Origin of the sequence: Micromonospora sp. NPDC049274 (genome assembly GCF_040678875.1) — a bacterium.
GTDB lineage: Bacteria > Actinomycetota > Actinomycetes > Mycobacteriales > Micromonosporaceae > Micromonospora.
In genome coordinates this window covers 209,206-234,506 of the sequence record NZ_JBFAQS010000002.1, presented here as the reverse complement: position 1 = coordinate 234,506, position 25,301 = coordinate 209,206, and the positions used below count along the sequence as shown (strand labels likewise).

At 71.4% G+C, this 25,301-nt stretch carries 24 protein-coding genes, 1 tRNA gene and 1 pseudogene; 12 read left to right on the top strand and 14 right to left on the bottom strand.

The annotated features are described in order from the left end of the window. Window positions 1-104: 104 nt before the first annotated feature. Window positions 105-398, top strand: a complete 294-nt coding sequence (locus AB0K10_RS04605; RefSeq protein WP_363679956.1) for a DUF6412 domain-containing protein — start codon at window positions 105-107, stop codon at window positions 396-398. A gap of 99 nt (window positions 399-497) precedes the next feature. After that, the gene (gene yidC, locus AB0K10_RS04600) at window positions 498-1,241 is read left to right on the top strand and encodes a membrane protein insertase YidC (RefSeq protein WP_363679954.1); all 744 of its coding nucleotides are present in this window, start codon (window positions 498-500) and stop codon (window positions 1,239-1,241) included. A 33-nt stretch (window positions 1,242-1,274) separates the two neighbouring features. Here the strand turns inward: yidC and AB0K10_RS04595 are convergent, their stop codons facing one another. Continuing rightward, window positions 1,275-1,946, bottom strand: coding sequence for a DedA family protein (locus tag AB0K10_RS04595; protein WP_358142347.1), 672 nt, complete (start codon window positions 1,944-1,946; stop codon window positions 1,275-1,277). A gap of 120 nt (window positions 1,947-2,066) precedes the next feature. Continuing rightward, window positions 2,067-2,681: a DUF1349 domain-containing protein gene (locus AB0K10_RS04590; protein WP_363679952.1), complete on the bottom strand. Its 615-nt coding sequence runs from the start codon at window positions 2,679-2,681 to the stop codon at window positions 2,067-2,069. A gap of 78 nt (window positions 2,682-2,759) precedes the next feature. Here AB0K10_RS04590 and AB0K10_RS04585 point away from each other — a divergent pair, with 78 nt between their 5' ends. After that, window positions 2,760-4,412 carry an alpha-amylase family protein gene (locus AB0K10_RS04585; protein ID WP_363679950.1) on the top strand — a complete coding sequence of 551 codons (1,653 nt, stop codon included), beginning with the start codon at window positions 2,760-2,762 and terminating at the stop codon, window positions 4,410-4,412. Between the two features lie 43 nt (window positions 4,413-4,455). Next, window positions 4,456-5,214: a 3-oxoacyl-ACP reductase FabG gene (gene fabG / locus AB0K10_RS04580; RefSeq protein WP_363679948.1), complete on the top strand. Its 759-nt coding sequence runs from the start codon at window positions 4,456-4,458 to the stop codon at window positions 5,212-5,214. Window positions 5,215-5,240: 26 nt separating this feature from the next. Here fabG and AB0K10_RS04575 read toward each other — a convergent pair whose 3' ends face one another. The 3 genes and pseudogenes from AB0K10_RS04575 to AB0K10_RS04565 form a co-directional block, all read right to left on the bottom strand. Continuing rightward, the gene (locus tag AB0K10_RS04575) at window positions 5,241-6,443 is read right to left on the bottom strand and encodes a DUF418 domain-containing protein (protein ID WP_363679946.1); all 1,203 of its coding nucleotides are present in this window, start codon (window positions 6,441-6,443) and stop codon (window positions 5,241-5,243) included. A gap of 139 nt (window positions 6,444-6,582) precedes the next feature. Continuing rightward, window positions 6,583-6,999, bottom strand: a complete 417-nt coding sequence (locus AB0K10_RS04570) for a hypothetical protein (protein WP_363679944.1) — start codon at window positions 6,997-6,999, stop codon at window positions 6,583-6,585. Then, a pseudogene (locus AB0K10_RS04565) lies at window positions 6,992-7,419 on the bottom strand (hypothetical protein). Before AB0K10_RS04565 ends, AB0K10_RS04570 begins: the two are co-directional and overlap by 8 nt. Window positions 7,420-7,833: 414 nt before the next feature. Between AB0K10_RS04565 and AB0K10_RS04560 the strand changes: the two are divergent. Further along, window positions 7,834-8,736, top strand: coding sequence for a Gfo/Idh/MocA family oxidoreductase (locus AB0K10_RS04560; protein ID WP_363679942.1), 903 nt, complete (start codon window positions 7,834-7,836; stop codon window positions 8,734-8,736). 229 nt (window positions 8,737-8,965) lie between these two features. On the opposite strand, the gene AB0K10_RS04555 is transcribed toward AB0K10_RS04560, so the two are convergent. Beyond that, window positions 8,966-9,157 carry a DUF2795 domain-containing protein gene (locus tag AB0K10_RS04555; RefSeq protein ID WP_363679940.1) on the bottom strand — a complete coding sequence of 64 codons (192 nt, stop codon included), beginning with the start codon at window positions 9,155-9,157 and terminating at the stop codon, window positions 8,966-8,968. Between the two features lie 100 nt (window positions 9,158-9,257). Here AB0K10_RS04555 and AB0K10_RS04550 point away from each other — a divergent pair, with 100 nt between their 5' ends. Beyond that, complete coding sequence (locus tag AB0K10_RS04550; protein ID WP_363679938.1) at window positions 9,258-10,514, top strand: erythromycin esterase family protein; 1,257 nt, start codon at window positions 9,258-9,260, stop codon at window positions 10,512-10,514. Between the two features lie 58 nt (window positions 10,515-10,572). Here AB0K10_RS04550 and AB0K10_RS04545 read toward each other — a convergent pair whose 3' ends face one another. The 3 genes from AB0K10_RS04545 to AB0K10_RS04535 form a co-directional block, all read right to left on the bottom strand. After that, on the bottom strand, window positions 10,573-12,810 hold the full coding sequence (locus AB0K10_RS04545; RefSeq protein ID WP_363679936.1) for an MMPL family transporter: 2,238 nt from the start codon (window positions 12,808-12,810) through the stop codon (window positions 10,573-10,575). 34 nt (window positions 12,811-12,844) lie between these two features. Continuing rightward, complete coding sequence (locus AB0K10_RS04540) at window positions 12,845-13,396, bottom strand: helix-turn-helix domain-containing protein (RefSeq protein ID WP_363679934.1); 552 nt, start codon at window positions 13,394-13,396, stop codon at window positions 12,845-12,847. A gap of 100 nt (window positions 13,397-13,496) precedes the next feature. Continuing rightward, entirely contained in the window at window positions 13,497-13,931 is a 435-nt protein-coding gene (locus AB0K10_RS04535) for a helix-turn-helix domain-containing protein (RefSeq protein ID WP_363680498.1), read from the bottom strand. Between the two features lie 75 nt (window positions 13,932-14,006). Between AB0K10_RS04535 and AB0K10_RS04530 the strand changes: the two genes are divergently transcribed. The 4 genes from AB0K10_RS04530 to AB0K10_RS04515 all read left to right on the top strand — a co-directional run bounded on the left by AB0K10_RS04530 (window position 14,007) and on the right by AB0K10_RS04515 (window position 19,439). Next, the gene (locus AB0K10_RS04530) at window positions 14,007-15,467 is read left to right on the top strand and encodes an MFS transporter (RefSeq protein WP_363679932.1); all 1,461 of its coding nucleotides are present in this window, start codon (window positions 14,007-14,009) and stop codon (window positions 15,465-15,467) included. After that, complete coding sequence (locus tag AB0K10_RS04525; RefSeq protein WP_363679930.1) at window positions 15,464-16,423, top strand: ATP-dependent DNA ligase; 960 nt, start codon at window positions 15,464-15,466, stop codon at window positions 16,421-16,423. The genes AB0K10_RS04530 and AB0K10_RS04525 overlap by 4 nt, the downstream gene beginning before the upstream one ends. 92 nt (window positions 16,424-16,515) lie before the next feature. Continuing rightward, on the top strand, window positions 16,516-16,965 hold the full coding sequence (locus tag AB0K10_RS04520) for a helix-turn-helix transcriptional regulator (RefSeq protein ID WP_363679928.1): 450 nt from the start codon (window positions 16,516-16,518) through the stop codon (window positions 16,963-16,965). Between the two features lie 92 nt (window positions 16,966-17,057). Next, window positions 17,058-19,439 carry an excinuclease ABC subunit UvrA gene (locus tag AB0K10_RS04515; RefSeq protein ID WP_363679926.1) on the top strand — a complete coding sequence of 794 codons (2,382 nt, stop codon included), beginning with the start codon at window positions 17,058-17,060 and terminating at the stop codon, window positions 19,437-19,439. 16 nt (window positions 19,440-19,455) lie between these two features. Here AB0K10_RS04515 and AB0K10_RS04510 read toward each other — a convergent pair whose 3' ends face one another. Then, window positions 19,456-19,914 carry a hypothetical protein gene (locus tag AB0K10_RS04510; RefSeq protein ID WP_363679924.1) on the bottom strand — a complete coding sequence of 153 codons (459 nt, stop codon included), beginning with the start codon at window positions 19,912-19,914 and terminating at the stop codon, window positions 19,456-19,458. 137 nt (window positions 19,915-20,051) lie between these two features. On the opposite strand from AB0K10_RS04510, the gene AB0K10_RS04505 reads away from it, so the two are divergent. Beyond that, window positions 20,052-20,792, top strand: a complete 741-nt coding sequence (locus tag AB0K10_RS04505; protein WP_363679922.1) for an MBL fold metallo-hydrolase — start codon at window positions 20,052-20,054, stop codon at window positions 20,790-20,792. Between the two features lie 74 nt (window positions 20,793-20,866). Here AB0K10_RS04505 and AB0K10_RS04500 read toward each other — a convergent pair. The 4 genes from AB0K10_RS04500 to AB0K10_RS04485 all read right to left on the bottom strand — a co-directional run bounded on the left by AB0K10_RS04500 (window position 20,867) and on the right by AB0K10_RS04485 (window position 23,527). Further along, window positions 20,867-20,941, bottom strand: a tRNA-Arg gene (locus AB0K10_RS04500). 92 nt (window positions 20,942-21,033) lie between these two features. Further along, entirely contained in the window at window positions 21,034-21,726 is a 693-nt protein-coding gene (locus tag AB0K10_RS04495; protein ID WP_363679920.1) for a winged helix-turn-helix domain-containing protein, read from the bottom strand. 317 nt (window positions 21,727-22,043) lie between these two features. Then, complete coding sequence (locus AB0K10_RS04490; protein ID WP_363679918.1) at window positions 22,044-22,712, bottom strand: DUF305 domain-containing protein; 669 nt, start codon at window positions 22,710-22,712, stop codon at window positions 22,044-22,046. 8 nt (window positions 22,713-22,720) lie between these two features. Continuing rightward, on the bottom strand, window positions 22,721-23,527 hold the full coding sequence (locus AB0K10_RS04485) for a DUF3105 domain-containing protein (RefSeq protein ID WP_363679916.1): 807 nt from the start codon (window positions 23,525-23,527) through the stop codon (window positions 22,721-22,723). Between the two features lie 97 nt (window positions 23,528-23,624). Here AB0K10_RS04485 and argS point away from each other — a divergent pair, with 97 nt between their 5' ends. Then, complete coding sequence (gene argS, locus AB0K10_RS04480; RefSeq protein WP_363679914.1) at window positions 23,625-25,298, top strand: arginine--tRNA ligase; 1,674 nt, start codon at window positions 23,625-23,627, stop codon at window positions 25,296-25,298. Window positions 25,299-25,301: the final 3 nt, after the last annotated feature.

Here is a 25,301-nt window from a genome sequence, read left to right as displayed (position 1 = left end):
CCGCGCGTGTCGCGCCACAACTGGCGCGTGGTGCGGCACGGGCCGGCCGCCGGGGCGATCGCGATTCGACCGGACGGTGTGACAGTGGGTCCTATGCTGAGCCCGTGCCGGTGCCGCTGAGTTTCCTCTGGGTCGCGTGGATGTCCGCGTTCGCCCAGCTCACCATGCTCGCGGACCGCCCTGCCGACGTGCTGGCGGGGGCCGCCCTGACCGCCCTGGTCCTGTTCGCCGCGCTGCTCGCCGCGCACGTGCCCGGTCAGCCGGGAGCACCGGGCGTCGCGCGACGGTGGGCCGGGCTGCGTGCCCGCGCCCGAGGTCGCCGGGTTCCCCGTCAGATCGACCCGGACGCCGCCGGCCGACCTCGCCCCCGCGCACCGGGACGCCCCTCGGCCGCGTAGCGCCACACCGTCGCGCGGCCGATCCCACAGTCACCGGTCCTCCGTGCCGGCGGCCGCCGCCGGGGGAGGACCCACCGGAATCGGACCGAGGGGTTTCCCATGCTCGCCTTCGCACCACTGCACAGCGTCGTCGGCGCCGCCGGCACCGCGTTGTCCTGGCTCACCGATCTGCTCGAACCGTTGGCCGGTGGCACGGCGACAGTCGCCGCCATCGTGCTGCTCACCATCGCCGTCCGGTTGCTCATCGCGCCGCTGACCGTCGCGCAGGTCCGCGGGGAACGACGCCGCGCGGCGCTCGCCCCCCAGGTGCGCGATCTCCAGCAGCGGTACGCCGACGACCCGGCGACACTCCAGCGCGAGGTGTTCGCGCTCTACCGCTCGGCCGGCGCGAACCCGATCGCCGGCTGCCTGCCGTTGCTGCTCCAGGCGCCGTTCCTGCTGGTGCTGTACCGGCTGTTCGCCACCGACGAGGGCGGCACCGGACTGCTGGGCGAGCGGCTGGCCGGGGTGCCGCTGGGCCATCACGTGAGCGACGGGTTGGCCGGCGCGGCCGGACCGCTCTTCGTCGTCCTGCTGGGCCTGCTGCTGGTGCTGGCCTGGTGGTCGTCGCGGCGGGCACGCCGGGCGCAGGCGGCGGTCGGCACGGTCGCCGGTACGCCCACCGAGGGGCCGGGCGCCGCCACGCTCGGCCGGCTGCTGCCCCTGCTGCCGTTCACGACAGTGCTGGTGGCGCTGGTGCTGCCGCTCGCGGCGGTGATCTACCTGGTGACGACGACGGCCTGGTCGGCGCTGGAGCAGGCGGTGCTGCGCCGTCCCCAGCAGCCCGTCGCGTCGCCCGGCTGACCCGTGGCGCTGCCCGGCCGAGTGGAACGCGGATCAGCGACCGGCGGTCACCGACCGCCGGTCGTCGCGCTCGCGACGGCGGCGGATCTTGCGGATCACCCAGCCGACCACCATCACGACGAAGACCAGGCCGATCGCGTAGTTGAACCAGTCGCTGTAGCGGGCCACGTCCTGCCAGCGGCTGCCCAGCGCGTAACCGGCCCCGACGATGAGGGCGTTCCACACGCCGCTGCCGATCGTGGTGAGCAGGACGAACTCGCCCAGCGGCATCCGGTTGGCCCCGGCCGGGACGGAGACCAGGCTGCGGACAACCGGCACCACCCGGCCGATCAGCACCGCCCACCGGCCGTGCCGCTCGAACCAGCGGTCGGCCCTCTCCAGGTCGTCGCGGTCCACCAGCGGGATCCGGTCCAGCCAGCGCTTGAGCCGTTCCTCCCCGAGGGCCGCGCCGAGCCAGTAGAGCACCAGCGCGCCGACCAGCGAGCCGACCGTCGCGGCCAGCACCACGACGACGACGTTGAACTTGCCCTCGTGGGACAGGAAGCCGGCCAGCGCCAGCACGATCTCGCTGGGGATCGGCGGGACGATGCTCTCCAACGCGACAAGCAGCGCCACCCCGACCGGGCCCATCGCCTCGATCACCGCCGCCACCCACCCGGTCAGGCCGGTGAACTCGGACGGGTCACCAGTCTGGGCGTACGCCATTGGTCGTCCTTCCGAGCCGGCTACCGGGGATCGGATGGTCATACCCAGCGGCCGGCGACGCACACCTGCGCGTGAGCCGTGCCACGCCGGGCGGGTCAGCCCTCCAGGCGCAGGGGCGGGTCAGCCCTCCGGGTGCAGCGCGGTGTCGGCCGGGCCCTGCCGCCAGCCGGTGAACGCCACGGTGAGGCCGGCGCGCGTCGGCGCGCAGCAGAACGGACCGGCCATGGCCTCGGCCGCCGGATCCAACGGTGCGAGGCGGACCAGCCGCCAGGCCGCGTCCGCGACCCGGGCCCGTACGGTCAGCGCGTCGCCGGCCCGGCTGACCCGCACGGTCACCTCCTGGCCGGCCCAGCCCGGGACCGGGGACACCGACCAGTCGGAGAACTCCCGGGTCGCCACCGCGCCGAGCTGGGCCTCGCCGTCGCTCACCTCGACGCCCGCCTTGACCCACGTCCCCTCGTCCACCCGGACCAGCACACCTGCCTGGTCGAACTGCTCCGAGAAGTCGAGGGTGAAGCTCACCTCCATGGCGGCGCCCACCGGCAGCGGCGCCAGCAGGGCCGGCCCGTTGTCGTGGACGAAGCCGTAGCTGGTCCGCCGCCAGAAGTCGGTCTCCGCCCCGGCCTCGACGACCAGCTCACCGGCCGGACCCTCCTCGGCGCGGACCGGCGGGTGCAACCACGCGCCCCGGGCCCAGTCCAGCGGTTCGCTCGGCGGTACGAGGTCGATCTCCATGACCGGCACGTTAACCAACCGCGCCGGGCCCCGCCGCCCGGGTTTGCCGTGGTGATCGACCGGAGATGTTCCTCCGGCATGGGTGACCGTTGGTATTCCGAAGCCGTCGTCTACTGCCTCGACATCGACACGTACGCCGACTCCGACGGCGACGGGATCGGTGACATTCGCGGGCTGATCGGTCGACTGGACTATCTGGCCCGGCTGGGCGTGACCTGCCTGTGGCTGCACCCGATCCACCCGTCACCCAACCGCGACGACGGCTACGACGTCACCGACTTCTACAACGTGGACCCGCGCTTCGGCACCCTCGGCGACTTCGCCGAGCTGCTGCACCAGGCGCAGAACCGGGGCATCCGCGTGATCATCGACCTGGTGGTCAACCACACCTCCGACGAGCACCCGTGGTTCCAGTCCGCCCGCTCGTCGCCGGACTCGCCGTACCGCGACTGGTTCGTCTGGTCCGACACCGAGCCCGACGACAGGCACCAGGGCATGGTCTTCCCCGGGGAGCAGAAGGAGACGTGGAGCTACGACCGGACGGCCAAGGCGTGGTTCTACCACCGGTTCTACAAGTTCCAGCCGGACCTCAACTTCGCCAACCCGCAGGTCCGCGCCGAGGTCAAGAAGATCATGTCGTTCTGGCTCCAGCTCGGGGTCTCCGGTTTCCGCATGGACGCCGTGCCGTTCATCATCGAGCTGACCGAGCCGGGCAACCCGGACTCGCCTAAGGACTTCGAGTTCCTCACCGAGATGCGCCAGCACGTGCAGTGGCGGCGCGGCGACGCCGTCCTGCTGGCCGAGGCGAACGTCGAACCGGACCAACTGCCCACGTTCTTCGGCGACACCAGCGGCTCCGGCAACCGCATCCACATGCTCTTCGACTTCATGCTCAACGGCCGGCTCATGCTCGCCCTGGCCCGGCAGGACCCGGAGTCGCTGATCGAGGCGTTGCGCGACACCCCGAAGCTCCCCGTCGGCGGGCAGTGGGCCACCTTCCTGCGCAACCACGACGAGATCGACCTGTCCCGGTTGACCACCGAACAGCGCAACCAGGTGTACGCGGAGTTCGGCCCGGACGAGAACATGCGGATCTACGACCGGGGCATCCGTCGCCGGCTCGCCCCGATGCTCGGCAACGACAGGCGGCGCATCGAACTGGCGTACGCCCTGCAGTTCTCGCTGCGCGGCACGCCGGTGCTGCGCTACGGCGAGGAGATCGGGATGGGCGAGGACCTGTCGCTGCCCGGTCGGGAGGCGATCCGTACGCCCATGCAGTGGTCGTACAAGCCGAACGCCGGCTTCTCCACCGCGGACCCGGAGAAGCTGGTCCGCCCGGTGCTCGACAAGGGTGAGTTCGGCTACCAGACCGTCAACGTCACCGCCCAGCGCGGCAACCCGAAGTCGCTGCTCGCCTGGTTCGAGCGCATGATCCGGACCCTGCGGGAGGCCCCTGAGATCGGCTCCGGCTCGACCACCCACATCGACGTGGCGGTGCCGCCCGGAGTGCTGGCACACCGCGCGGACGGGCCGACCGGGACGATGGTCTTCGTGCACAACCTGGGCACCGACGACGTCGAGGTGGACCTGAGCAGCCTCGAACCGGAGGCCGACCTGCCGATCGACGTGCTCACCGACCGTGGCTACGGCGAGTTGGGCAAGCTCGGCGCGGTGAAGGTCTCCGGGCACGGATACCGGTGGATTCGCCTATGCCGGGGTCGGGGGTTCTGACGTTAAGCTCCTCCGATCGACCCCACGTTACCGGGAGGTAATCATGTCGGAGGAGTCCCGCGTCGCCATCGTCACCGGAGCCGCACGCGGCATCGGCGCGGCCACCGCCCGACGGCTGGCCGCCGACGGGATGGCCGTGGCCGTGGTCGACATCGAGGAGGCCGCCACCAAGGAGACGGTGGACGCCATCGTCGGCGCCGGCGGCCGTGCGCTCGGTGTGGGCGCCGACGTCTCCGACCGCGACCAGGTCGAGGCGGCGGTGGCCCGTGTCGCCGCCGACCTTGGCGCGCCCACCGTGCTTGTCAACAACGCCGGCGTGCTCCGCGACAACCTGCTGTTCAAGATGACCAACGCCGACTGGGACACGGTCATGGGAGTGCACCTGCGCGGCGCGTTCCTGTTCAGCCAGGCCACGCAGAAGCACATGGTGGACCGCAAGTGGGGCCGGATCGTCAACCTCTCCAGCACGTCCGCGCTGGGCAACCGGGGTCAGGCGAACTACGCGACGGCCAAGGCGGGCCTGCAGGGCTTCACCAAGACGCTCGCCATCGAGCTGGGGCCGTTCGGGGTGACGGTCAACGCGGTCGCGCCGGGCTTCATCGTCACCGACATGACCGCGGCCACCGCCGCCCGCATGAAGGTCGACTTCGAGGACCTCCAGAAGCACGCCGCCGCCGAGATCCCGGTACGCCGCCCCGGGCGCCCGGAGGACGTCGCGCACACCATCTCGTTCCTGGCCAGCGAGGGGGCCGGATTCGTCTCCGGCCAGGTCATCTACGTCGCCGGCGGCCCACGGGCCTGACCCGGCCGTCCGACGAGGGCGCTTGCTCACCGAGGAAGCGCCCTCGTCAGCCGTGGCCACCGCTGCTCGGTCCAGGCCCGCAACAGCCACTCCATCGGCCCGTACCGGAACCGGGCCATCCACGCCGCGCTGACGGCGAGCTGCACACAGTAGATCGCGACCGCGATGAGGACCACGAACGCAGGTGCCACGGAGCCGGCGAGCCCCAGACCGACACCTGTGAAGACAAGCACGCAGAGCAGCGACTGGCCCAGGTAGTTCGACAGGGACATCCGTCCGGCCGGCGCGAGTACGGCGACCACCCGCCGCCCCCGGTCGGTCTGGAAGAACTGGAGCAGGCTGGCCGCGTACGCCGCCGCGAGCAGTGGCGCGGTGAGCACGCCCGCGGTCAGCCCGGTCAGGTTGGCGGTGCCCCCGCCCGAGGCGAAGATCACCGCGCCGGCCAGGCCGACCGGATAGCCAACGTGCTGCACCCGGCGCAGGAACTGCCGGTTCTCGACGACTGTGGTGAGCAGCCGACGCCGCCCGGCCGCGTAACCGAAGAGGAACGCCGAGAAGGCGAGCGGCCCCTGCACGATCAACGCGCCGACCATCGCCGGCAGTTGGCGTACGTGCTCGGCGATCACCGAGCCGAGGCCACCCTGTAGCGCCTCGGTGGACCGCTGCCCCGCCGCGAGTGCCGTCGCCGGATCGGTGACCAACTGGACCCCGCCGACGGCGGCGAGCGCGAGGACGAAGCCGATCCCGCCGGTCACCAGCACGGCGGTGCGCAGGGCGGTCCCGACTGCGACTCGTCGCATGGCGAGCAGGACCAGACCGAGCAATGCGTACGTGGTCAGGATGTCGCCCTGGAACAGCAGCACCGCGTGCAGGATGCCAAGCACGAAGAGCCCGGCCAGTCGTCGCCGGAACCGTGGGGCGAAGTCGACGCCCCGCCGTGCGGCGGAATCGAGTTGGAGCGTGAAGCTGTAGCCGAACAGAAAGGAGAAGAGCAGGTACGCCTTCATCGTGAAGAGGAGCTCGACCAGCCACAGGACCGTCCGGTCGCCCCACGAGTCCTGTGCGGGATCCGGAACCAGCTGGAAGGCGTAGCCGGAGGCGAAGAAGGCGATGTTGACGATCAGGATGAGAAGCAGCGCCACGGCTCGCAGAGCGTCAACGTCGATGATCCGGGAGAGCGTCCCGGACGCGGGGTTCTCGACGGGCGGGTCTTCGATGGAAGGATGCACGTGACCACCTCCGGAACAGGCAAGGAGAAGCGTTCGACGACTCTCCTGTGACCCTAGGAAGTGGCCTGTCTGGATGACAGCCAGTGAGCGGGAAGGCCGCAGGTGGGGTGTGCCCTACCTCGGCTGCCGGTGGTTCGGGTCAGGCCGGGTCGCGGCGGGTGCGCCAGAGCCAATACAGGCCGAGCACCGGCAGCACCAGCGGGATGTAGCCGTACCCGCTGCCGAACTGCGACCACACCGTCTCGTCGGGGAACAGGTCCTTGTCGACCACGCTGAGGATGCCGACCGCGACGACCCCGACCAACTCCACCGAGCAGCAGGCCAGCGCCACCCGTCGGCCGGTGTGCCCGGCACGGGCCAGGCCGATCGCGGCCACGATGTAGATGAGCGCGGCCAGAGCGGAGAGCAGGTACGCGACCGGGGCCTCGTCGAACTTGGTGGCGATCTGCAGACCTGCCCGACTGGTCGCCGCGATGGCGAAGAGCAGGTAGACCGCGATCAGCAGCCGACCCGGACCGGCGTTCGTGGCGCGTCGGGCCGGTTGTGTCTCAACCACCGAGGACCTCCCAGGTCTGCTGCAGCCGGACCACCACGACCGGCGCGACCAGGCAGACCGCGCAGACGATCGCCGACCCCCAGCGGGTCGGCTCCATCCGGGCCAGCACCCACGCCAGCGGCGGCAGGCAGACCAGCGTGACGAGGTAGCCGTAGAACGCGCCGGGCTCGCCCGGCCGGTCCCCGCCACCGACCGCGACCAGAGCCAGCACCCCCAACGCGAGCAGTGCCAGTTCGAGTACGGCAAGGCCGGTGAACTGCACCCGGTCCGGTGGCCGTTGGCGTACCGCCGCGACCAGCGCCCACACGGCGACGAGCAGCGACAGCACTATCGACGCCGTCGCGAGGAGCCCGTCCACAGGCGAGTCGGCCGCCGCGCTCGTCATCGGCCCCAGCCGGTCGTTGCCTCGGTCACCGGCACAGTCTACTAACCGTCGTAGTACCCGGTTGACCTGCCTCGCCGCCACCGGACGCGGGCGGTCGGCAGGGTGTCGGCCGCTCGCTGTAGAGCTGCCCCACGAGTGGGGCAGCGGCGGGAGACGCCATGATCGACTCAGTTTCCTGTAAGGCGCGGTGTCGATGGCCTGCGGATGCCCCGGAGTCAAGGAAGTCGAGTCGATCATGCAGCCGGTGGCCACAGTGTGCGCGGCAGGTGGCGGCGCCGCCCCACATCTGAGGCAGCTCTACAGGCATCGACCGGACCCCGGTCACGCCCGGTGGCACCGGACATGAACTGCTCCGGTTGGGCGACCCGCCGCTTGTGCCCCTGCTGGGGCGACTAGCGTGGATCACGTCCGTGGCGTCGCCACGGTGCGGGGAAACGGCGGAGGTACACGTGCTGCGGTTCGGCTTGTTCGGCACCGGTCACTGGGCGATCGAGACGCACGGTAAGGCACTGCACGCACACCCGGAAGCGGAACTGGTAGGCGTGTGGGGGCGCAACCCGGAGCGGGCCTCGGCGCTGGCCGAGCGGTACGGGGTGCCCGCCTACGCCGATGTCGACGCGCTGATCGAGCAGTGCGAGGCGATCGCTGTCGCGCTGCCGCCGGACGTTCAGGCCGACATCGCGGTCCGTGCCGCCACCGCCGGCCGTCACCTGCTGCTGGACAAGCCGCTGGCACTGACCGTCGAGGACGCCGACCGCGTGGTCGCCGCCACCGAGGCGTCCGGGGTCGCGTCTGTCGTGTTCTTCACCCAGCGCTTCCAGCCGAACGTGACCGCGTTCCTCGCCGCCACCGCCGCCGCCGGTGGCTGGCAGCACGGCCGCACCACGGCGTTCGCGTCGATCTTCCAGGAGGGCAGCCCGTACGGCGGCTCCCTCTGGCGTCGCGAGCACGGTGCGCTCTGGGACATCGCCCCGCACGCGCTCTCCATTCTCCTGCCGGTGCTGGGCCGGGTGACCCGGGTGGCGGCGATGGACGGGCCGAGCGGGATGGTGCACCTGCTGCTCACCCACGACGGCGGTGCCACCAGCACCGCCTCACTGTCCCTGGACGCCCCGAGCGAGGCGATGGCCCGGGAGTTCGTGTTCTACGGCGAGAACGGGATCGAGACCGTCCCGGTCGGCGAGAACGACCCCGCCACGGCGTTCGGTGTCGCGATCGACCAGCTCGTCGAGCAGGTGCGGACCGGCACCCGCGACCACCGCTGCGACGTCCGCTTCGGCCGCGAGGTCGTGACGATCCTCGCCGCCGCCGAAACCGCCCGAACAGAATCCCGCACAATCCCCCTCCCGTAACCCACCCCAACCCCCCACCCACCCACCCACCCTGTTGATCATGAAGTTATTGCCGTCCCGCCCGGCGTGTCGTGGCAATAACTTCATGATCAACGCAGCGGTGAAGCAGGGGGCCCGGGTCGCGGCCGCTCTGCGCGGGACGCGCATCGCGTCGGACACCGCGGTGGGGTACGTGGCCGGAGCAGTGGCTGGTGCTGTTCCGGCTGCTGCACGCGCGGTGACCGGCCGGTCAGGCCAGGGTGGTGAGCGCCTCGCTCAACTCGGCCGGCGACTCGAACTGTTCGGCCGGCAACGCCTGCAACATCTGCAACATGGCCGTGCTGGCCCCGTTCTCCTGCCCCCAACGGACGAGGTCCTCGCGGGAGACCGGGTAGTCGAGGCCGGCCAGGTACTCCTGCAACTGCACGCCGGGAACGGTCATGCCGGTCGGCTACCCGTTGGCCGCAGCCGTACACGCGCACGGCGTGTCGGCGGGCGACGCGCCGCCGGTTTGCCGGCGCGGCCGCCGGGTAGCCGCTGCCATGCTGGTTCAGCGGCTCGGCGCGCCGAGCGACTTCGACCCGTTGCTGGAGCGCGTCCGGGACGCCCGGGTGGTGATGATCGGCGAGTCCACCCACGGCAGCTACGACTACTACCGGCTGCGTGAGCAGCTCACCCGTCGGCTGATCGCGGAGTGCGGCTTCTCCTTCGTGGCCGTGGAGGGCGACTGGCCGGACTGCGACCGGGTGCACCGCTCGGTCACCGCCGCGCCGGGAGGGGCCCCCGATCCGCAGACCGCGTTGGAACACTTCGAGCGGTGGCCGACCTGGATGTGGGCGAACGCCGAGGTGGCACGCTTCTGCCGCTGGCTGCGGGCGTGGAACCTGGAACGGCCGGAGGACGGGCGTGCCGGTTTCCACGGGCTCGACGTCTACAGCCTCTGGGAGTCGATGCAGGCGATCTTCGACTACCTGGGGGAGGAGGACCCGACCTCGTTGGAGGCGGCGCAGGACGCGTACCGGTGCTTCGAGCCGTACGGCAAGCGGGTCGAGGAGTACGGCGCGGCCAGTCGGTTCGTCTCCGCGCGCTGCGAGGAGGAGGTCGTTCGGCTGCTGGCGCGTACCCGGGAACAGGCCATGTCGGACGGCCCGGACCGGTTCTCGGCCTGGCAGAACGCGGAGGTGGTGGCCGGCGCGGAGCGGTACTACCGGGCGATGGTGGCCGGCGGCCCGGACTCGTGGAACATCCGCGACACCCACATGCAGGACACCCTGGACCGGCTGCTGGAGCGCTACGGCCCGGACGCCCGCGGGATCGTCTGGGCGCACAACACGCACGTGGGGGATGCGCGGGCCACCGACATGGCCGCCGACGGGATGGTCAACATCGGTCAGTTGGCCCGTGAGCGGCACGGCGACGACGCGGTGGCGTTGATCGGGTTCGGCACCTACCGGGGCACGGTGATCGCCGCTCCCCGGTGGGGCTCGCCCTCCGAGGCGATGGTGGTGCCGCCGGCGCGGGAGGGCTCGGTGGAACGGCGGTTGCACGAGCTGATGCCGGAGCGGGCGGTGCTCGTCTTCGGCGGCGACGACCAGCCGGACTGGGTCACCGAACCCGCGGACCACCGGGCGATCGGGGTGGTCTACGACCCGTCCTTCGAGTCCTGGGGCAACTACGTGCCGACCCGGCTCGGGGAACGCTACGACGCCCTCATCTGGTGTGACGAGACGACGGCCCTGCATCCGCTGGCGGTCCCCGCCGTTCCCGGTGAGATGGAGACGTACCCGGCCGGCGTGTGAGCGATGCCGGAGGGTGCGGCCCCCGAGCGGGTGCCGCACCCTCCGTGGTCGGAACGGGTCAGACCCGGGTGGGGGTCTGGGTCGTCAGGTGGGTACGCAGGCCCTCGCCCTCGATGTCGACGTTCGGCAGGGCGCGGTTGAGCCAGCGGGGCAGCCACCAGGCGCGGTCGCCGAGCAGGGACATCACTGCCGGGACGATGGTCATGCGGACCACGAAGGCGTCGATGGCCACGCCGACGGCGAGCGCGAAGCCCATCGACTTGATCACCGGATCGTCGAGGAAGACGAAGCCCCCGAACACCGACATCATGATCAGGGCGGCGGCGGTGACCACGCGGGCGCCGTGTCCCATGCCGCTGATCGTGGCCTGCCGGGCGGTCGCGCCGTGCACGAAGTCCTCCCGCATCCGGGACACCAGGAACACCTCGTAGTCCATGGCGAGCCCGAACAGGATGCCGATGAGCAGGATCGGCAGGAAGCTGATCAGCGGGCCGGGCGTGTCCAGGCCGACCAGGTCGGCGAGGTGCCCCTGCTGGAACACCGCCACCGTGATGCCGAACGTGGCCGCGACGGTGAGCAGGAAGCCCAGCGCGGCCTTGACCGGCACCAGCAGCGAGCGGAACACGAGCATCAGCAGCAGGACCGACAGCCCGACCACCAGCAGCAGGTAGACCGGCAGCGCGTCGGAGAGCTTCTCGGACACGTCGATGCCGATCGCGGTGACGCCGGTGAGCAGCACGTCCGCGTCGCGGATGCCGCTCACCGAGCCGCGGATGTCGTGCACCAGGGTTTCGGTGGCCGCGTCGGTCGGGCCGGTCTTCGGGATCACGCCGAGCAGCGCCGTCCGGCCGTCCGGGCTGAGCTGGGGCGGTGCCACCGCGAGGACGTTGTCGGTGCGCTGGAGCAGCGCGGTGACCTGCGGTACGGCGGCAGAGGTGGCCTGCGGCGAGTCACCGGCGACCACGACCGCGAGCCGGCCGGTGAAGCCCGGGCCGAAGCCCTCGACGGTCAGGTCGTTCGCCACCCGGGCGGGTGAGCCGACGGCCGCCGTCGCGGCGCCCGGCAGGGCCAGCCGCATGTCCGGCGTGGGCAGCGCGAGCAGCCCCAGGCCGAGCAGGCCGACCAGGATGACAGGTACGCGGAACCGGGTGACCAGGCGCGCCCAGCGGAAGCCGAACCGGTTGCTCTGCTCGGTCGTGGTCGTCGTCGCGGCCGGCCGGTCGGTGACGTCCGTGTCGTCCTCGGTGGCGATGTTGTCGGTGGCGGTGCCTTCGGCGGGGACGGCGCGCAGCCGGCGGGGGAGCACCCGGCGTCCGGCGAAGCCGAGCAGCGCCGGCTGAAGGGTGATGGCGACGAGCACGGCCACGGTGACGGTGCCGGCGGCGGCGAGACCCATCACGGTGAGGAACGGGATGTCCACCACGGCCAGCCCGGCGAGCGCGATGACCACTGTGGCGCCCGCGAAGACAACTGCGGAACCGGCGGTGCCCACGGCCCGGCCGACGGCCTCGTCCGGGGGCAGGCCGTCGAGCAGGTTCTGCCGGTGCCGGGAGGTGATGAACAGCGAGTAGTCGATGCCGACGGCGAGGCCGAGCATCAGCGCCAGGATCGGCGCCGTGCTGGTCAACTGGACGACGCCGCTCAGCGCGAACAGGCCGGCCATGCCGACGCCCACGCCGATCAGCGCGTTGAGCATGGTCATCCCGGCGGCCACCAGCGAGCCGAACGTGATGATCAGGACGATCGCGGCGACCAGCACGCCGAGCGCCTCGGTCGAGCCGATCTCCGGCTCCCCGCCGAGCACCTCGCCGCCCGGGGCGACCTGCCAACCCTGCGCCTTCGCCGCAGCGCCGACCTGCTCGTACGCGTCCTTCTGCTCGTCGGTCACCTCGTCGCCGCCGGTGGCGAACTGGACCTGGATCAGCGCGTACCGGCCGTCGGGGGAGACCGCGCCGACCTGGAGCGGGTTGACCGCTCCGACCACGCCGGGCAGCGTCCCGGCCTGCTGGACCAGTTCTTGGACCACGGCCTGGCCCTGCGGGGTGGCGAGTTGGCCGTTCGCGGGCGCCTTGACGGTGATGGTGCCGGTCGCGCCGCTGGCCGCGGGGAACTGCTCGGCGAGCAGGTCGAGCGCTCGCTGGCTCTCGGTGCCGGGCATGGTGAAGTTGCTCGCCGTCGGGCCGCGCAGCGTCGCCGCGGCCAGACCGGCGCCGACGAGTACGACGAGCCAGAGCGCGACGACGAGCCGTCGCCGGCGCAACGCGCCCCGGCCGAGCCGGTAGAGCAGGGTGGCCATCAGGAGTCCTTGTCCTCGGTCGTGGGTGGATGGGTCAGGGTGCGTCGACGGGTTCGACGGCCCGCCGGACGAGGGCGAGCAGGGCGGCGCGCAGCTCGTCGTCGGGGATGTCGGCGAACTCGGCGCACGCCTCGGAGATGCCGGCGAGCAGCACCAGCGCGGCGATCCGGGCGCCCGGTCGGTCGGAGTGCCCGGCCAACGCGTCGCGCAGCCGGTCGGAGATCTGCTGGATGTGCGCGAAAGCCGGTTGGCACAGCAGCTCGGGGAACTCGCCGCGCAGCACCGCGATCTCCCGCCGGAAGCGGACCGCTAGGTCGACGAAGCCCTGGGCGGCGACCTCCTGGGCGGCCGCGCCGGTCCGGCCGGTGAGCTGCTCGTCGAGGTCGCGCAGCACACCGATCGCGGGTGCCATCAGCTCGGCGAGCAGGGCTTCCTTGTTGGCGAAGTGGTAGAGCACGGTGGCCTTGGAGCAGCCGACCTCGCGGGCGATGTCCTGCAACGAGGTGCCCCGGTAGCCGGTCACCGCGAACCGTCGCGCCGCCGCGGCGAGAATCTCGCCGTGCGTCTCGGACACCGCTCTGGCCATCACCGGTCCACCTCCGGAAACCAGCATGCCTGACCGATCGGTCAGATCCTGACCGATCGGTCAGACGAACGCCGTGGCGTTCCCCACACGTGCCCCTGGTTTAGCCGGCGTGCTCGGCGTCGTACCTGTTCCGCGCCTCGGCGATGGCCCGGCGGTGCCGTTCGGCCCAACTGGTCAGCGCCACCAGCGACTCGTACAGCTCCAGCGCCATCGGTGTGGCCGTGTACTCCACCTTCGGCGGGACGGTGGGATAGACCGTGCGGTGCAGCAGGCCGTCGCGCTCCAGGTTGCGCAGGGTCAGGGTGAGCATCCGGCGGCTGATGCCCTCGATGTGCCGCTCCAGCTCGGTGAAGCGCACCGGGCCGTTCGACGCGGCCACCAGGATGCCGATGCTCCACTTGCCGCCGACCCGGTCCAGCACCTCGCGGACGGTGCACGCCCGGGCCTGCCCGGGGGTGAACGGCACGTTCCCGGTAGCGCAGGTGAACTCCGCGTCGACAGGCGCGGGCACATCGCTGTTCCTCTGGGACATCAGAGTGCCTCCTTCCGCTCCGGCTCATGGTCACAGACGATGACGTCGGTAACAAACCGTGCACCAAGGAGGCGTGCGATGGACCGTACCGTCCCGGCCCGCTGGCCGGCCCTGCTCGTGCTCTGCGCCGGCAGCCTGATGATCATTCTGGACGGCGCAGTGGTGGCGGTGGCGCTGCCGGCCGTACAACGCGACCTGGGCTTCACCGCCGCCGGCCTCGCGTGGGTGGTCAACGCGTACCTGGTGGCATTTGGCGGGCTGCTGCTGCTCGCCGGCCGGCTCGGCGACCTGCTCGGCCGGCGGGCTGTCTTCCTGGCTGGCGTCGCCCTGTTCACACTGGCCTCACTGGCCTGCGCGGCGGCCAACGGGCCCGCCCTGCTCGTCGCCGCGCGGTTCGGCCAGGGCGTCGGCGGCGCGCTCGCCATGGCGGTCAGCCTCGGCATGATCGTCCGGCTCTACCCCGAGCCGGTCGAGCGGGCCCGCGCCATCGCCGTCTTCAGCTTCACCGGGGCGGCCGGCGCGTCGATCGGCACCGTCGTCGGTGGGGTGCTCACCGACGAGGCCGGTTGGCGGGCGATCTTCCTGGTCAACCTGCCGATCGGGGCCGGTGTCCTGCTCGCGGCCCTCCGCCTGCTCCCCGCCAAACGGGGGATCGGCCTGCGGGCCGGCCTGGACCTGCCCGGCGCGCTGCTCGTCACCGCCGGTCTGATGGCCGCCGTGCTGGGCATCGTGGGGACCGGCGAGCACGGCTGGACCAGCCCGCGGACCCTCGGCGCGGTCGCCGTCGCGGCGCTGCTGCTCGGTGGGTTCGTCCTCCGTCAACGGATGGCGGCGACCCCGCTGGTGCCCGCCCGGATGTTGCACGTCCCGGGTCTGGTGGCGGCGAACGCCGTGCAGTTCCTCATGGTCGCCGCGTTCTTCGGCTTCCAGTTCCTGCTCGCCGTGGAGCTGCAACTGGTGCTCGGCCTGGACGCGGCGGCCACCGGCTGGGCGTTCCTACCCACCCCGGTGGTGATCGCGGTGACCTCGCTCGGCCTGGCCGGTCGACTGATCGGCCGCTGGGGCGCCCGAGCCGTGCTGCTGGCCGGACTGGCCCTGGCGACGATCGGTTTCCTGCTGCTCACCCGGTTACCCGCCGACGGCGGCTACCTCGGCGACGTACTCCCCGCGCTTGTGGTCTTCGGTGTGGCCGGCGGCCTGACCCTGCCGTCGGTCACCACGCTGGCCATGGTCGGCGCGACCGACAGCGACGCCGGGCTCGCGTCCGGGCTGGCCAACACCACCCAGCAGGTCGGCGGGGCGGTCGGCCTGGCCGCGCTGGCGACCCTGGCCGCGGCCCGCAGCGACGGCCTCCGGGCCGCCGGTCGGGCCGAGGTGGTGGCGCTGGCCGGCGGGTACCGGGTCGCGTACGCCGTTGCCGCAGCCCTGGTGCTCGCCGGGTTGCTGGTGGCGCTGGGCACCCTGCCCCGGAATCGTTCCGTGTCGAAGCGCCGCGTCCGGTTGACCGACGACGCCGGGGCCGAGAGGGTGATCGGGTGAGTGAGGCTGACGAGACCCGCGACGGCGTGGCCCTGACCAACCTGGACCAGCCGCTGTCCGACAGTGACGACGTGACCAAGCGCGACCTGGTCGACTACCTCGACGCGGTCCGGGAGCCGATCATCGGGCAGTTGCGGGACCGGCCGCTGTCGGTGATCCGGGTCCGCCCCGGCCAGCCGCCGTTCATGCAGAAGAACCTGCCCCGCTACACCCCGGACTGGGTCCGCCGGGCGCCGGTCTGGGCCGAGGCGTCCCACCGGGAGATCTCGTACGCCCTCTGCGACGACAGGCGCACCCTGCTCTGGTTCGCCAACCAGCGGGCCGTCGAGTACCACCCGACGCTGGCCACGGTGGCCGACCTGCACCGGCCGACGCACCTGGTGCTCGACCTGGACCCGCCCGAGGGCGACGGGTTCCGCGCGGCCGTCGCCGCCGCCCTGCTGGTCCGGCAGGCACTCGCCGACGCCGGCCTCGCCGGGGCCGTGAAGACCAGCGGCGCCAAGGGCGTGCACGTCTTCGTCCCGGTGGCCGGTGACCCCACCGCCGAGGAGTTGGCAGCCGCCACCCGGGCGCTCGCCGTCCGCGCCGAGCGGCTCGACCCGGCGCTCGCCACCACGGCGTACATCAAGGAAGACCGGGGTGGGAAGGTCTTTGTCGACGCCACCCGGGCCGGCGGTGCGACGGTCGTGGCCGCGTACAGCCCGCGACTGCGGCCCGGAATGCCGGTGTCCTTCCCGGTCGACTGGTCCGACCTGACCGAGGTGACCCCTGCCGACTTCACCATCCGGACGGTGCCGCCACTTGTCGCCGGGGCCGACCCGTGGGTCGCGCTGATGCCGGCGCCGCAGTCGCTCCCCGCCGACCTGGTCGAGGAGGGCCGGACCATCCCGGTGGCCCGGGTGCAGGCCATGCACGAGGGCAAGCGCCGGGCCCGCGCCCGCCGCGAGGCAGGCTGACGGTACGCGCCAGCCCGATCACGCCGGGACAGGGCGAGGCGCGCGGTCCTGGGCGGTCCATCTCGTCGGGGGTGTGTGGCACGATTTCCCAGGTGAGCAGCCGATCCGCCGAGAGTCAGCGCCTGAGCGATCTCGCGCGGCTGCGCCGCGTCCGTGACCGCATCGACCGGGAGTACGCGCAGCCCCTGGACGTCGAGGCGCTCGCCCGGGGCGTCCACATGTCGGCCGGTCACCTCAGTCGGGAGTTCCGGCTCGCTTACGGCGAATCTCCGTACAGCTATCTCATGACCCGGCGCGTCGAGCGCGCGATGGCGCTGCTGCGTCGCGGTGACCTGAGCGTCACCGATGTCTGTTTCGCGGTCGGCTGTTCGTCGCTCGGCACCTTCAGCACCCGCTTCACCGAGTTGGTAGGTGTGCCGCCGAGCACCTACCGGCGGGAGGCGGCGCTCGCGACGGCCGGGATGCCGTCGTGCACGGCGAAGCAGGTGACCAGACCGATCAGGAATCGAGAAGCCCAGGTCACGCCGCCGCCCATAGCGTGACTGCCACGGCTCGCACCGGCGTGGGCGAGCCTCCCCGAGCCGCGCCGGCCGTGACCTGAGGGCTCCCGCCCGCCCGAGAAGATGGAGACACCATGAGCAAGGCCACGGACCCGCCCGCGGCGCACGTCGCCGACCGGCACGACCTGATCCGGGTGCAGGGCGCGCGCGTCAACAACCTCAAGGACGTCACTGTCGAGCTTCCGAAGCGCCGACTGACGGTGTTCACAGGGGTCTCCGGTTCCGGCAAGAGCTCGCTGGTGTTCGGCACCATCGCGGCCGAGTCGCAGCGGATGATCAATGAGACCTACAGCGCCTTCGTGCAGGGCTTCATGCCGACGCTGACCCGGCCAGAGGTCGACATGCTGGACGGGCTGACCACCGCGATCATCGTCGACCAGGAGCGGATGGGCGCCAACGCCCGTTCCACAGTCGGCACCGCCACCGACGCCAACGCCATGCTGCGCATCCTCTTCAGCCGGCTCGGGCAACCGCACATCGGCTCGCCGAACGCGTTCTCCTTCAACGTCCCCTCGGTGCGGGCGACCGGCGCGATCACGGTGGACCGCGGCGCGGGCCGGACCAAGACCGAGAAGGCGACCTTCAACCGTCTCGGCGGCATGTGTCCGCGCTGTGAGGGGATGGGCGCGGTCACCGACTTCGACCTGACCGCGCTCTACGACGACAGCCTGTCGCTCAACGAGGGCGCCATCACGATCCCCGGCTACAGCATGGAGGGCTGGTACGGCCGGATCTTCCGCGGCTGCGGCTACTTCGACCCGGACAAGCCGATCCGCAAGTACACGAAGAAGGAGTTGCAGGATCTGCTCCACCGTGAGCCGACCAAGATCAAGGTCGATGGCATCAACCTGACGTACGTCGGCCTGATCCCGCAGATCCAGAAGTCGTTCCTCGCCAAGGACGTGGACACGCTGCAACCGCACATCCGCGCCTTCGTGGACCGTGCCGTGACGTTCACGACCTGCCCCGACTGTGCCGGCACCCGGCTCAGCGCCGAGGCCCGGTCGTCGAAGATCAAGGGCAAGAACATCGCCGACGTCTGCGCGATGCAGATCAGCGACCTGGCGGCCTGGGTCCGGGGCGTCAGCGAGCCGTCGGTGGCGCCGCTGCTCACCGGGTTGCAACACCTCCTCGACTCGTTCGAGGAGATCGGGCTGGGCTACCTGTCGCTCGACCGGCCGTCGGGCACGCTCTCCGGTGGCGAGGCGCAGCGCACCAAGATGATCCGCCACCTCGGGTCGTCGCTCACCGACGTCACGTACGTGTTCGACGAACCGACGATCGGGCTGCACCCGCACGACATCGCGCGGATGAACGGCCTGCTGCTGCGCCTGCGCGACAAGGGCAACACAGTCCTGGTGGTGGAGCACAAGCCGGAGGCGATCGTGATCGCCGATCACGTCGTCGATCTGGGGCCCGGCGCCGGCACCGCCGGAGGCGAGGTGGTGTTCGAGGGCACTGTCGACGGGCTGCGCGCCAGCGACACGCTCACCGGGCGGCACCTGGACGACCGGGCCCGCCTGAGGACGTCCGTGCGGAAGCCGACGGGTGTGCTCGAGGTACGCGGCGCGAACACCCACAACCTGCGCGACGTCGACGTCGACATCCCGCTCGGCGTACTCGTGGTGGTGACCGGCGTGGCCGGCTCGGGCAAGAGTTCACTGATCCACGGCTCGGTGTCCGACTCCGACGGGGTGGTGTCGGTCGACCAGAGCGCGATCCGCGGCTCCCGACGGAGCAATCCGGCGACGTACACGGGCCTGCTCGACCCGATCCGCAAGGCGTTCGCCAAGGCCAACGGAGTGAAGCCGGCGCTGTTCAGCGCCAACTCCGAGGGCGCCTGCCCCGGCTGCAACGGCGCCGGCGTCATCTACACCGACCTGGGAATGATGGCCGGTGTCGCCGCCACCTGCGAGGAGTGCGAGGGGAGGCGGTTCCAGGCGTCGGTCCTGGAGTACCGCTTCGGTGGTCGCGACATCAGCGAGGTGCTGGCGATGTCGGTGCGCGAGGCCGAGGAGTTCTTCGGCACGGGCGCGGCACGTACGCCGGCCGCGCACGCCATCCTCGACCGGCTCGTCGACGTCGGCCTCGGCTACCTCAGCCTCGGTCAGCCCCTGACCACACTGTCCGGCGGCGAGCGGCAGCGGCTCAAGCTGGCCACCCGGATGGCAGAGAAGGGCGGCGTGTACGTCCTCGACGAGCCGACCACAGGCCTGCACCTCGCCGACGTCGAACAACTGCTCGGCCTGCTGGACCGGCTCGTCGACTCCGGCAAGTCGGTGATCGTCGTCGAGCACCACCAGGCGGTCATGGCGCACGCCGACTGGATCATCGACCTGGGTCCGGGCGCCGGTCACGACGGCGGCCGGATCGTCTTCGAGGGCACCCCGGCCGATCTCGTCGCCGCCCGCTCCACCCTCACCGGGGAGCACCTGGCGGCGTACGTGGGCTCGTGACGGACCTGTCGAACGATCACGCCACCGGCGGTCGGGCGCGCCGTGCCGTCGTGCTGCCGAGGATCCCGCTCGTGGCGGTGATCAGCCCGAGGGCGGCCACGACCGGGTTGACGTACCCGGGAACGGATGAGGTGACGTATGTGCCGCCGTCGCTGAGGTGGCACTCGAAGCGGATCGGGAGGTAGCTGACCGCATACCCGTCGACAAGGCTGGCGAGCTGCGGCCCGGCCTCCCGGCAGGGTTCGATCGGGAAGGAGCCTGCGCCGCCGTCCTCCGCCCGCATGACCGCGAAGCCGACGTGGAGCAGACCCCCCGCGTACATCGCGACAGTCGCCGCACCCGCGAGGAGCGCCGCAGCCCGCAGCCAACCCGGCCGTTCGTGTGCTCGGAACGCCGCGGTGAGCCCTCGAACGGTGAGGACCGCCGCGACGGCGGCCCCGCCCAGTGCGGCCAACAGCAACCCGAGAAACAGCATGGCGACATTCTTGATCTCGTACGATCCCGGGCCGCCGCGGGGTGCGTTCGTCGGGCGGGCGGCCGGATCGGCACGTGGAAACACCCTCCCCGGCCACGAGCCCGGGCTCCGGCACGGCGCCGCGCCCACCCGGGGGCGTGACGACAGCTGTCGGCCTGGGTCACGCCGTCTTCGGGGTACCCCACTTCATCTGCCGATGCCTCCTGATCGAGTGGGAAGGCCGGCTCATCGCTGTCGACACCGGGATCGGGCGTGCGGATATCGAGTCCCCCGAGCTGCGCCTGGGGGAGGACTGGATCGCGCAGGTCGGCCCGGCTCTCGACCCCGACGAGACGCTCGTCGCCCGCGTGATCTCGCTGGGCCTGGATCCGCGGGACGTCTCAGACGTGATCTTGACGCACCATCACCGCGACCACGTCGGCGGCCTCGCCGACTTCCCCTCGGCTCGGGTGCACACCACGAGCGAGTGTCGAGTCGCCGTTGCGGAGGGCGACGAACGCGTCATGCCGGCACAGTGGGCGCACGGCGTGTCCTGGGCGCCCGCACCGACCCCGGCGCCGCCTTGGCGGGGGCAAGCCTCCTGGACACTCGACGGCCTTCCGGCATCGATCCGTCTGGTCGCGCTGGCCGGCCACTCGCCGGGGCACGCCGGCGTGCTTATCGATGACACCACCCAGGGGCAGGCGCTCCTGCACGTCGGCGACGCGATCCACCACCACGCACAGCTCACCCGCACCGCACCGCCTGCGGTCGAGGCGTTCGCCGCCTCCACGCAGTACGACGAAACCGCCAGACTCCACACGCAACGACTGCTGGTGGATCTTGCCGTCGATAGGTCGGTGCGCCTGGTCAACGCCCACGACCCCCACACCGGGTGATCAGGTGGTCGGACGGACGAGAAAGGCTCCTGACCGTGTTTCCCCTGGTCAAGAGCCTCTGCTGCGGTGATTTGTGGTGCCCCCGGCAGGATTCGAACCTGCGCCCCCGCCTCCGGAGGGCGGTGCTCTATCCCCTGAGCTACGGGGGCTCAGCGACTGGAGAAGACTAGCAAACCTCCTCCGCGTACGCCGAATCGGTATCGGGCGAGCCGATCGTGTCGGTGACCGGCCCGCCCGGTGTTCAGGCCGCGATCGCCCGCCCGCAGCTGGGCAGCGGATGCAGGACGATCCGCCGAGGCAGGCGCCGTGGCCACTCGTTGCGTGGCCAGGACCCGTCCACGATCAGGTGCACGGTGCGCTGCTCCTCGCCACTGAGTCGCAGCACGAAGTCGCGGGGAAGCGGCGGGTCGACAGTCGGCGTAGTGATCATGAAGCGCACCCGACCCCGGGACGACACCGCGGAGATCACGTCCGCCGCCGGCATCGTGCCGCGCAGTCGCACCCGACCGATCCAGTAGACCTCGGCCAGGTGCTCCTGGGCCGTCCGGGTGATCGCCGGATACTCGCTACGTACCCAGCGCTCGACCGCGCTGACGCAGAGCCCGCAGGCACGCTCGCGCGGTTCCCGCGGACCCAACCCCCAGGCCCGCAGGTACGCCCCGACCGCGCCCGCGTCCAGCGGTAGGTCGAACCGGCGCTGGATGAGCGTGGTGAGGCTCTGCCGCGTCCACAGCTCGTCGTCCAGGCCGAACTCGTCGGGGTGGACGCCCCGGAGTGTGTCGATCAGTTCGAGTTCCTGTTCGCGACTGAGCGTTCCCGGCTCGCCCTGCCGCTGTCCGCGACGGACGGCTGCCACCGCCCCGTCACCGCCGATGGTGTGGCGTCGGCACCAACTGGTGACCGAGCGCCGTGCGTCTCTGAGTGCAACCCCCACGTCTTGGGCAACGAGCCCGAATCATCTCTGGTCACGATATGTGCGGAGAAAACTCTCTAAGCAACGTAATCGCCTGTCTCGGTCAATCACCCCATGAGGAACTATCCGGACAAGACGGGCGATGATCGACCCCGGTTTCCTGGAAACCGGGCTGTCAGCGCGCCTCGGACACCCCGACTTCCAGGAACCCGAGTCGATCATCGCGTCACGCGCCGCGTCGGGGCTCGCGCCGCGTCGGGGCTCGCGCCCGGACGGCGCGGGCCCGCGCCCCGCCATTGGGTGGCGGTGACGCGGGCCCGGTGTGCCTGTGCGGTCGGTCAGCCCTTGGCCTGCGCCTGGAGCTGCCGGAGGTTGTTCAGCTCGGACTGCTGGGTGTTCTTCATGGTCTGCGCCACCCGTACGACCTCGGCGTTGTCGGTCTCGCCGAGCGCCGCGTCGATCATGTGGATGCCGCCCAGGTGGTGGTCGTACATCAACTTCAGGAACTGCCTGTCGACCTCGATGCCCTTGGCGTCGCGCAACGAGGCCATCTGTTGGGGGGTGGCCATGCCCGGCATCAGCCCGTCCTTGACGGTGGCCCCGTCCGACATCCACGACATCGGCGGCTTCGAACCGGTCGGGCTGAGACCCCACTCGCGCAGCCAGGTCTGCATGGCGCCGATCTCGCCCTGCTGGCCGGTGGCGATGTCGACGGCGATCTGCCGGACCTCGGGCAGCGTCGCCGACCGGTACGCGATGAGGCTCATCTCCACCGCCTGGGCGTGGTGGGTCGTCATGTCCCGCGCGAAGCCCGCCTCGACCGAGGAGTCACCGGGCCGGACGAGGCGGGGGGTGAGCAGGCCGCCGGCGTACCCGAGCAGCAGGCCCACCACCACCATGATGGCGAGCGCCGCGAGGCCGTAGCGCCGCGCCGGGGCCCGGCCGTCCTCGTCCGGGGCGGCCACGACGTCGTCGTGCTCGGTGTCGGTGGTGGCGGGGGCTGTCATAGCCGTCCTTACTGGGTGGGGGGCTGCTGCTGGAGCTCACGCGGCGTGGTGCCGGTGGCGGTGACGCCCGTGTTGCAGAGGGCGGTCGGACCCTCGACGGAGGCGTTCACCCGCAGGTCCTTGATGAACTCGTCGATCCGCTTGTCGTCGGCGTTGTCGAGCTTGAGCTGGTAGCCCCACGCCTGGAGCGAGATCGGCTTGTCCAGACCCTCGTACGGGCTCATCAGCATCTTCTCGACGCCACGCACCTTGCCGGCGAGCTTGTCGACCTGGTCCTTCGGCAGATCCGGGCGGTAGGTGATCCAGACCGCGCCGTGCTCGAGGCTGTGCACCGCGTGCTCGTTGGCGATCGGGGCGTCGTACACGTCGCCCATGCAGTTCTGCCAGGCCGCGTTGTGCACTCCACCGACGGGCGGCGAGTACTTGTAGGTGAGCGGGCCCGACTTGTGGGACTCGTAGTCGAGGCTCGTCTTGTCGGTCTTGCGGATGTTGACGATGCCCTCGATGGCGTTGGCCTTCTTGTCCCACGGCTTGGAGCCCTGGAACGACGCCCAGGCGCCGTAGCCGATGATGCCGGCGGCCAGCACGCCCACGGTCACGAAGAGCGCGATCGGGCCCCAGGCCCGGCCCTGGCTCACCTTGACCGGAGTGACCGGCTTGCGGGGGCCCTTGCCGCTACCGCCTGCCCGTGGCGTGCCTGCCGGCTTGCCGGTGCCGGCCTTGGCGCCGGACGCCGGCCGGCCCGCAGCCGGCTTCTTGCCGGTGCTGACCACGGTCGGGCGGCGCTCAGGGCCGCCCGGGGTGCTGATGCTCATCGTGCCTCGTCAGGTCGGTCGGTCAGGGGAGTGGCGGGCCGGATGACGCGCAGGGTAGCCGCCGAGTGCCCGAGTCTACCCCCGATAACATGGTTGGGTGACTCCTGCAGAACTCGCCTCGGTCGTCCTCACCGCCGCCCACGCCGTCTTCACCGACCGTGGCCTGGATCACGCCGCGCTCCCGGAGCGCACGGTGGTGGAGCGACCGCGCAACCCCGAGCACGGCGACTACGCCTCAACGCTCGCTCTGCAGTTGAGCAAGAAGGTGGGCGTCCCACCGCGCGAGCTGGCCAGCGCCCTGGCCGACGAGCTGGGCCGGGCGCCGGGGATCAAGTCGGTGGAGATCGCCGGGCCGGGCTTTCTGAACATCCGCCTCGACGCCGCCGCCGCGGGCCAGCTGGCCCGGCTGATCGTCGAGGCCGGCGCGGAGTACGGCCGCAGCGACCGGCTCGCCGGCGAGAAGATCAACCTGGAGTTCGTCTCGGCCAACCCGACCGGCCCGGTGCACATCGGCGGGGTCCGCTGGGCGGCCGTCGGTGACGCGCTGAGCCGGCTGCTGCGGGCCACCGGCGCCGAGGTGGGCACGGAGTACTACTTCAACGACGCCGGTTCCCAGATCGACAGGTTCGCCCGCTCGCTGCTCGCCGCGTCCAAGGGCGAGCCCGCACCGGAGGACGGCTACGGCGGCGCGTACATCGCCGAGATCGCCACCGAGGTGCAGGCCCGCCGGCCGGAGGTGCGCTCGCTCGACGACGACGCCGCCCAGGAGGTCTTCCGGGTCGAGGGCGTCGCGCTGATGTTCGACGAGATCCGCTCGTCGCTGCGCGACTTCGGGGTCGAGTTCGACACCTACTTCAACGAGAAGGACCTGCACGACAGGGGTGAGCTCGACCTCGCGCTGGCCCGCCTGCGCGAGCAGGGCCACCTCTACGAGTCCGAGGGCGCCACCTGGCTGCGCACCACCGACTTCGGTGACGACAAGGACCGGGTGCTGCGCAAGTCCAACGGCGAGTGGACGTACTTCGCCGCGGACTGCGCCTACTACCTGGACAAGCGCGAGCGCGGTTTCGAACGGGTCGTGATCATGCTGGGCGCCGACCACCACGGCTACATCGGCCGGATGAAGGCGATGGCCGCGTGCTTCGGCGACGACCCGGAGCGCAACCTGGAGATCCTCATCGGGCAGCTGGTCAACCTGCTGCGCGACGGCGCCCCGATGCGGATGAGCAAGCGGGCCGGCACGGTGATCACCCTGGAGGACCTGGTCGACGCCATCGGCGTGGACGCGTCCCGGTACGCGCTGGCCCGCTACTCCAGCGACTCGCCCATCGACATCGACATCGAACTGTGGACCCGGGCGAGCCGCGACAACCCGGTCTACTACGTGCAGTACGTGGCTGCCCGGACGGCAAGCGCCGCCCGTCAGGCGGCCCAGGTCGGCCTCACCCGTGGCGACGGGGCGGCGTTCCGCCCCGACCTGCTCGACCACGAGAAGGAGAACGAGCTGCTCAAGGCGCTCGCCGAGTTCCCCGCCGTGGTCGCGTCGGCGGCCGAGCTGCGGGAACCGCACCGGATCGCGCGCTACCTCGAGGAGCGCGTGTCGCAGGCGTACCACCGGTTCTACGACGAGCCGACCTGCCGGATCCTGCCGCGCGGCGACGAGCCCGTCACCGACGCCAACCGCGCCCGGCTCTGGCTCAACGACGCCACCCGCACGGTGATCGCCAACGGGCTGCACCTGCTCGGCGTCTCCGCCCCGGAAAGGATGTAGCAC

Bases quoted from the DNA above. Each gene is read 5' to 3' on its own strand.
- AB0K10_RS04595 (WP_358142347.1), bottom strand. From the start codon at position 1,946: ATGGCGTACGCCCAGACTGGTGACCCGTCCGAGTTCACCGGCCTGACC.
- AB0K10_RS04515 (WP_363679926.1), top strand. From the start codon at position 17,058: ATGAGCAAGGCCACGGACCCGCCCGCGGCGCACGTCGCCGACCGGCAC.
- AB0K10_RS04585 (WP_363679950.1), top strand. From the start codon at position 2,760: ATGGGTGACCGTTGGTATTCCGAAGCCGTCGTCTACTGCCTCGACATC.
- AB0K10_RS04510 (WP_363679924.1), bottom strand. From the start codon at position 19,914: ATGCTGTTTCTCGGGTTGCTGTTGGCCGCACTGGGCGGGGCCGCCGTC.
- AB0K10_RS04590 (WP_363679952.1), bottom strand. From the start codon at position 2,681: ATGGAGATCGACCTCGTACCGCCGAGCGAACCGCTGGACTGGGCCCGG.
- AB0K10_RS04550 (WP_363679938.1), top strand. From the start codon at position 9,258: ATGCTGGTTCAGCGGCTCGGCGCGCCGAGCGACTTCGACCCGTTGCTG.
- AB0K10_RS04530 (WP_363679932.1), top strand. From the start codon at position 14,007: ATGGACCGTACCGTCCCGGCCCGCTGGCCGGCCCTGCTCGTGCTCTGC.
- yidC (WP_363679954.1), top strand. From the start codon at position 498: ATGCTCGCCTTCGCACCACTGCACAGCGTCGTCGGCGCCGCCGGCACC.
- AB0K10_RS04485 (WP_363679916.1), bottom strand. From the start codon at position 23,527: ATGAGCATCAGCACCCCGGGCGGCCCTGAGCGCCGCCCGACCGTGGTC.
- AB0K10_RS04540 (WP_363679934.1), bottom strand. From the start codon at position 13,396: ATGGCCAGAGCGGTGTCCGAGACGCACGGCGAGATTCTCGCCGCGGCG.
- AB0K10_RS04555 (WP_363679940.1), bottom strand. From the start codon at position 9,157: ATGACCGTTCCCGGCGTGCAGTTGCAGGAGTACCTGGCCGGCCTCGAC.
- fabG (WP_363679948.1), top strand. From the start codon at position 4,456: ATGTCGGAGGAGTCCCGCGTCGCCATCGTCACCGGAGCCGCACGCGGC.
- AB0K10_RS04545 (WP_363679936.1), bottom strand. From the start codon at position 12,810: ATGGCCACCCTGCTCTACCGGCTCGGCCGGGGCGCGTTGCGCCGGCGA.
- AB0K10_RS04490 (WP_363679918.1), bottom strand. From the start codon at position 22,712: ATGACAGCCCCCGCCACCACCGACACCGAGCACGACGACGTCGTGGCC.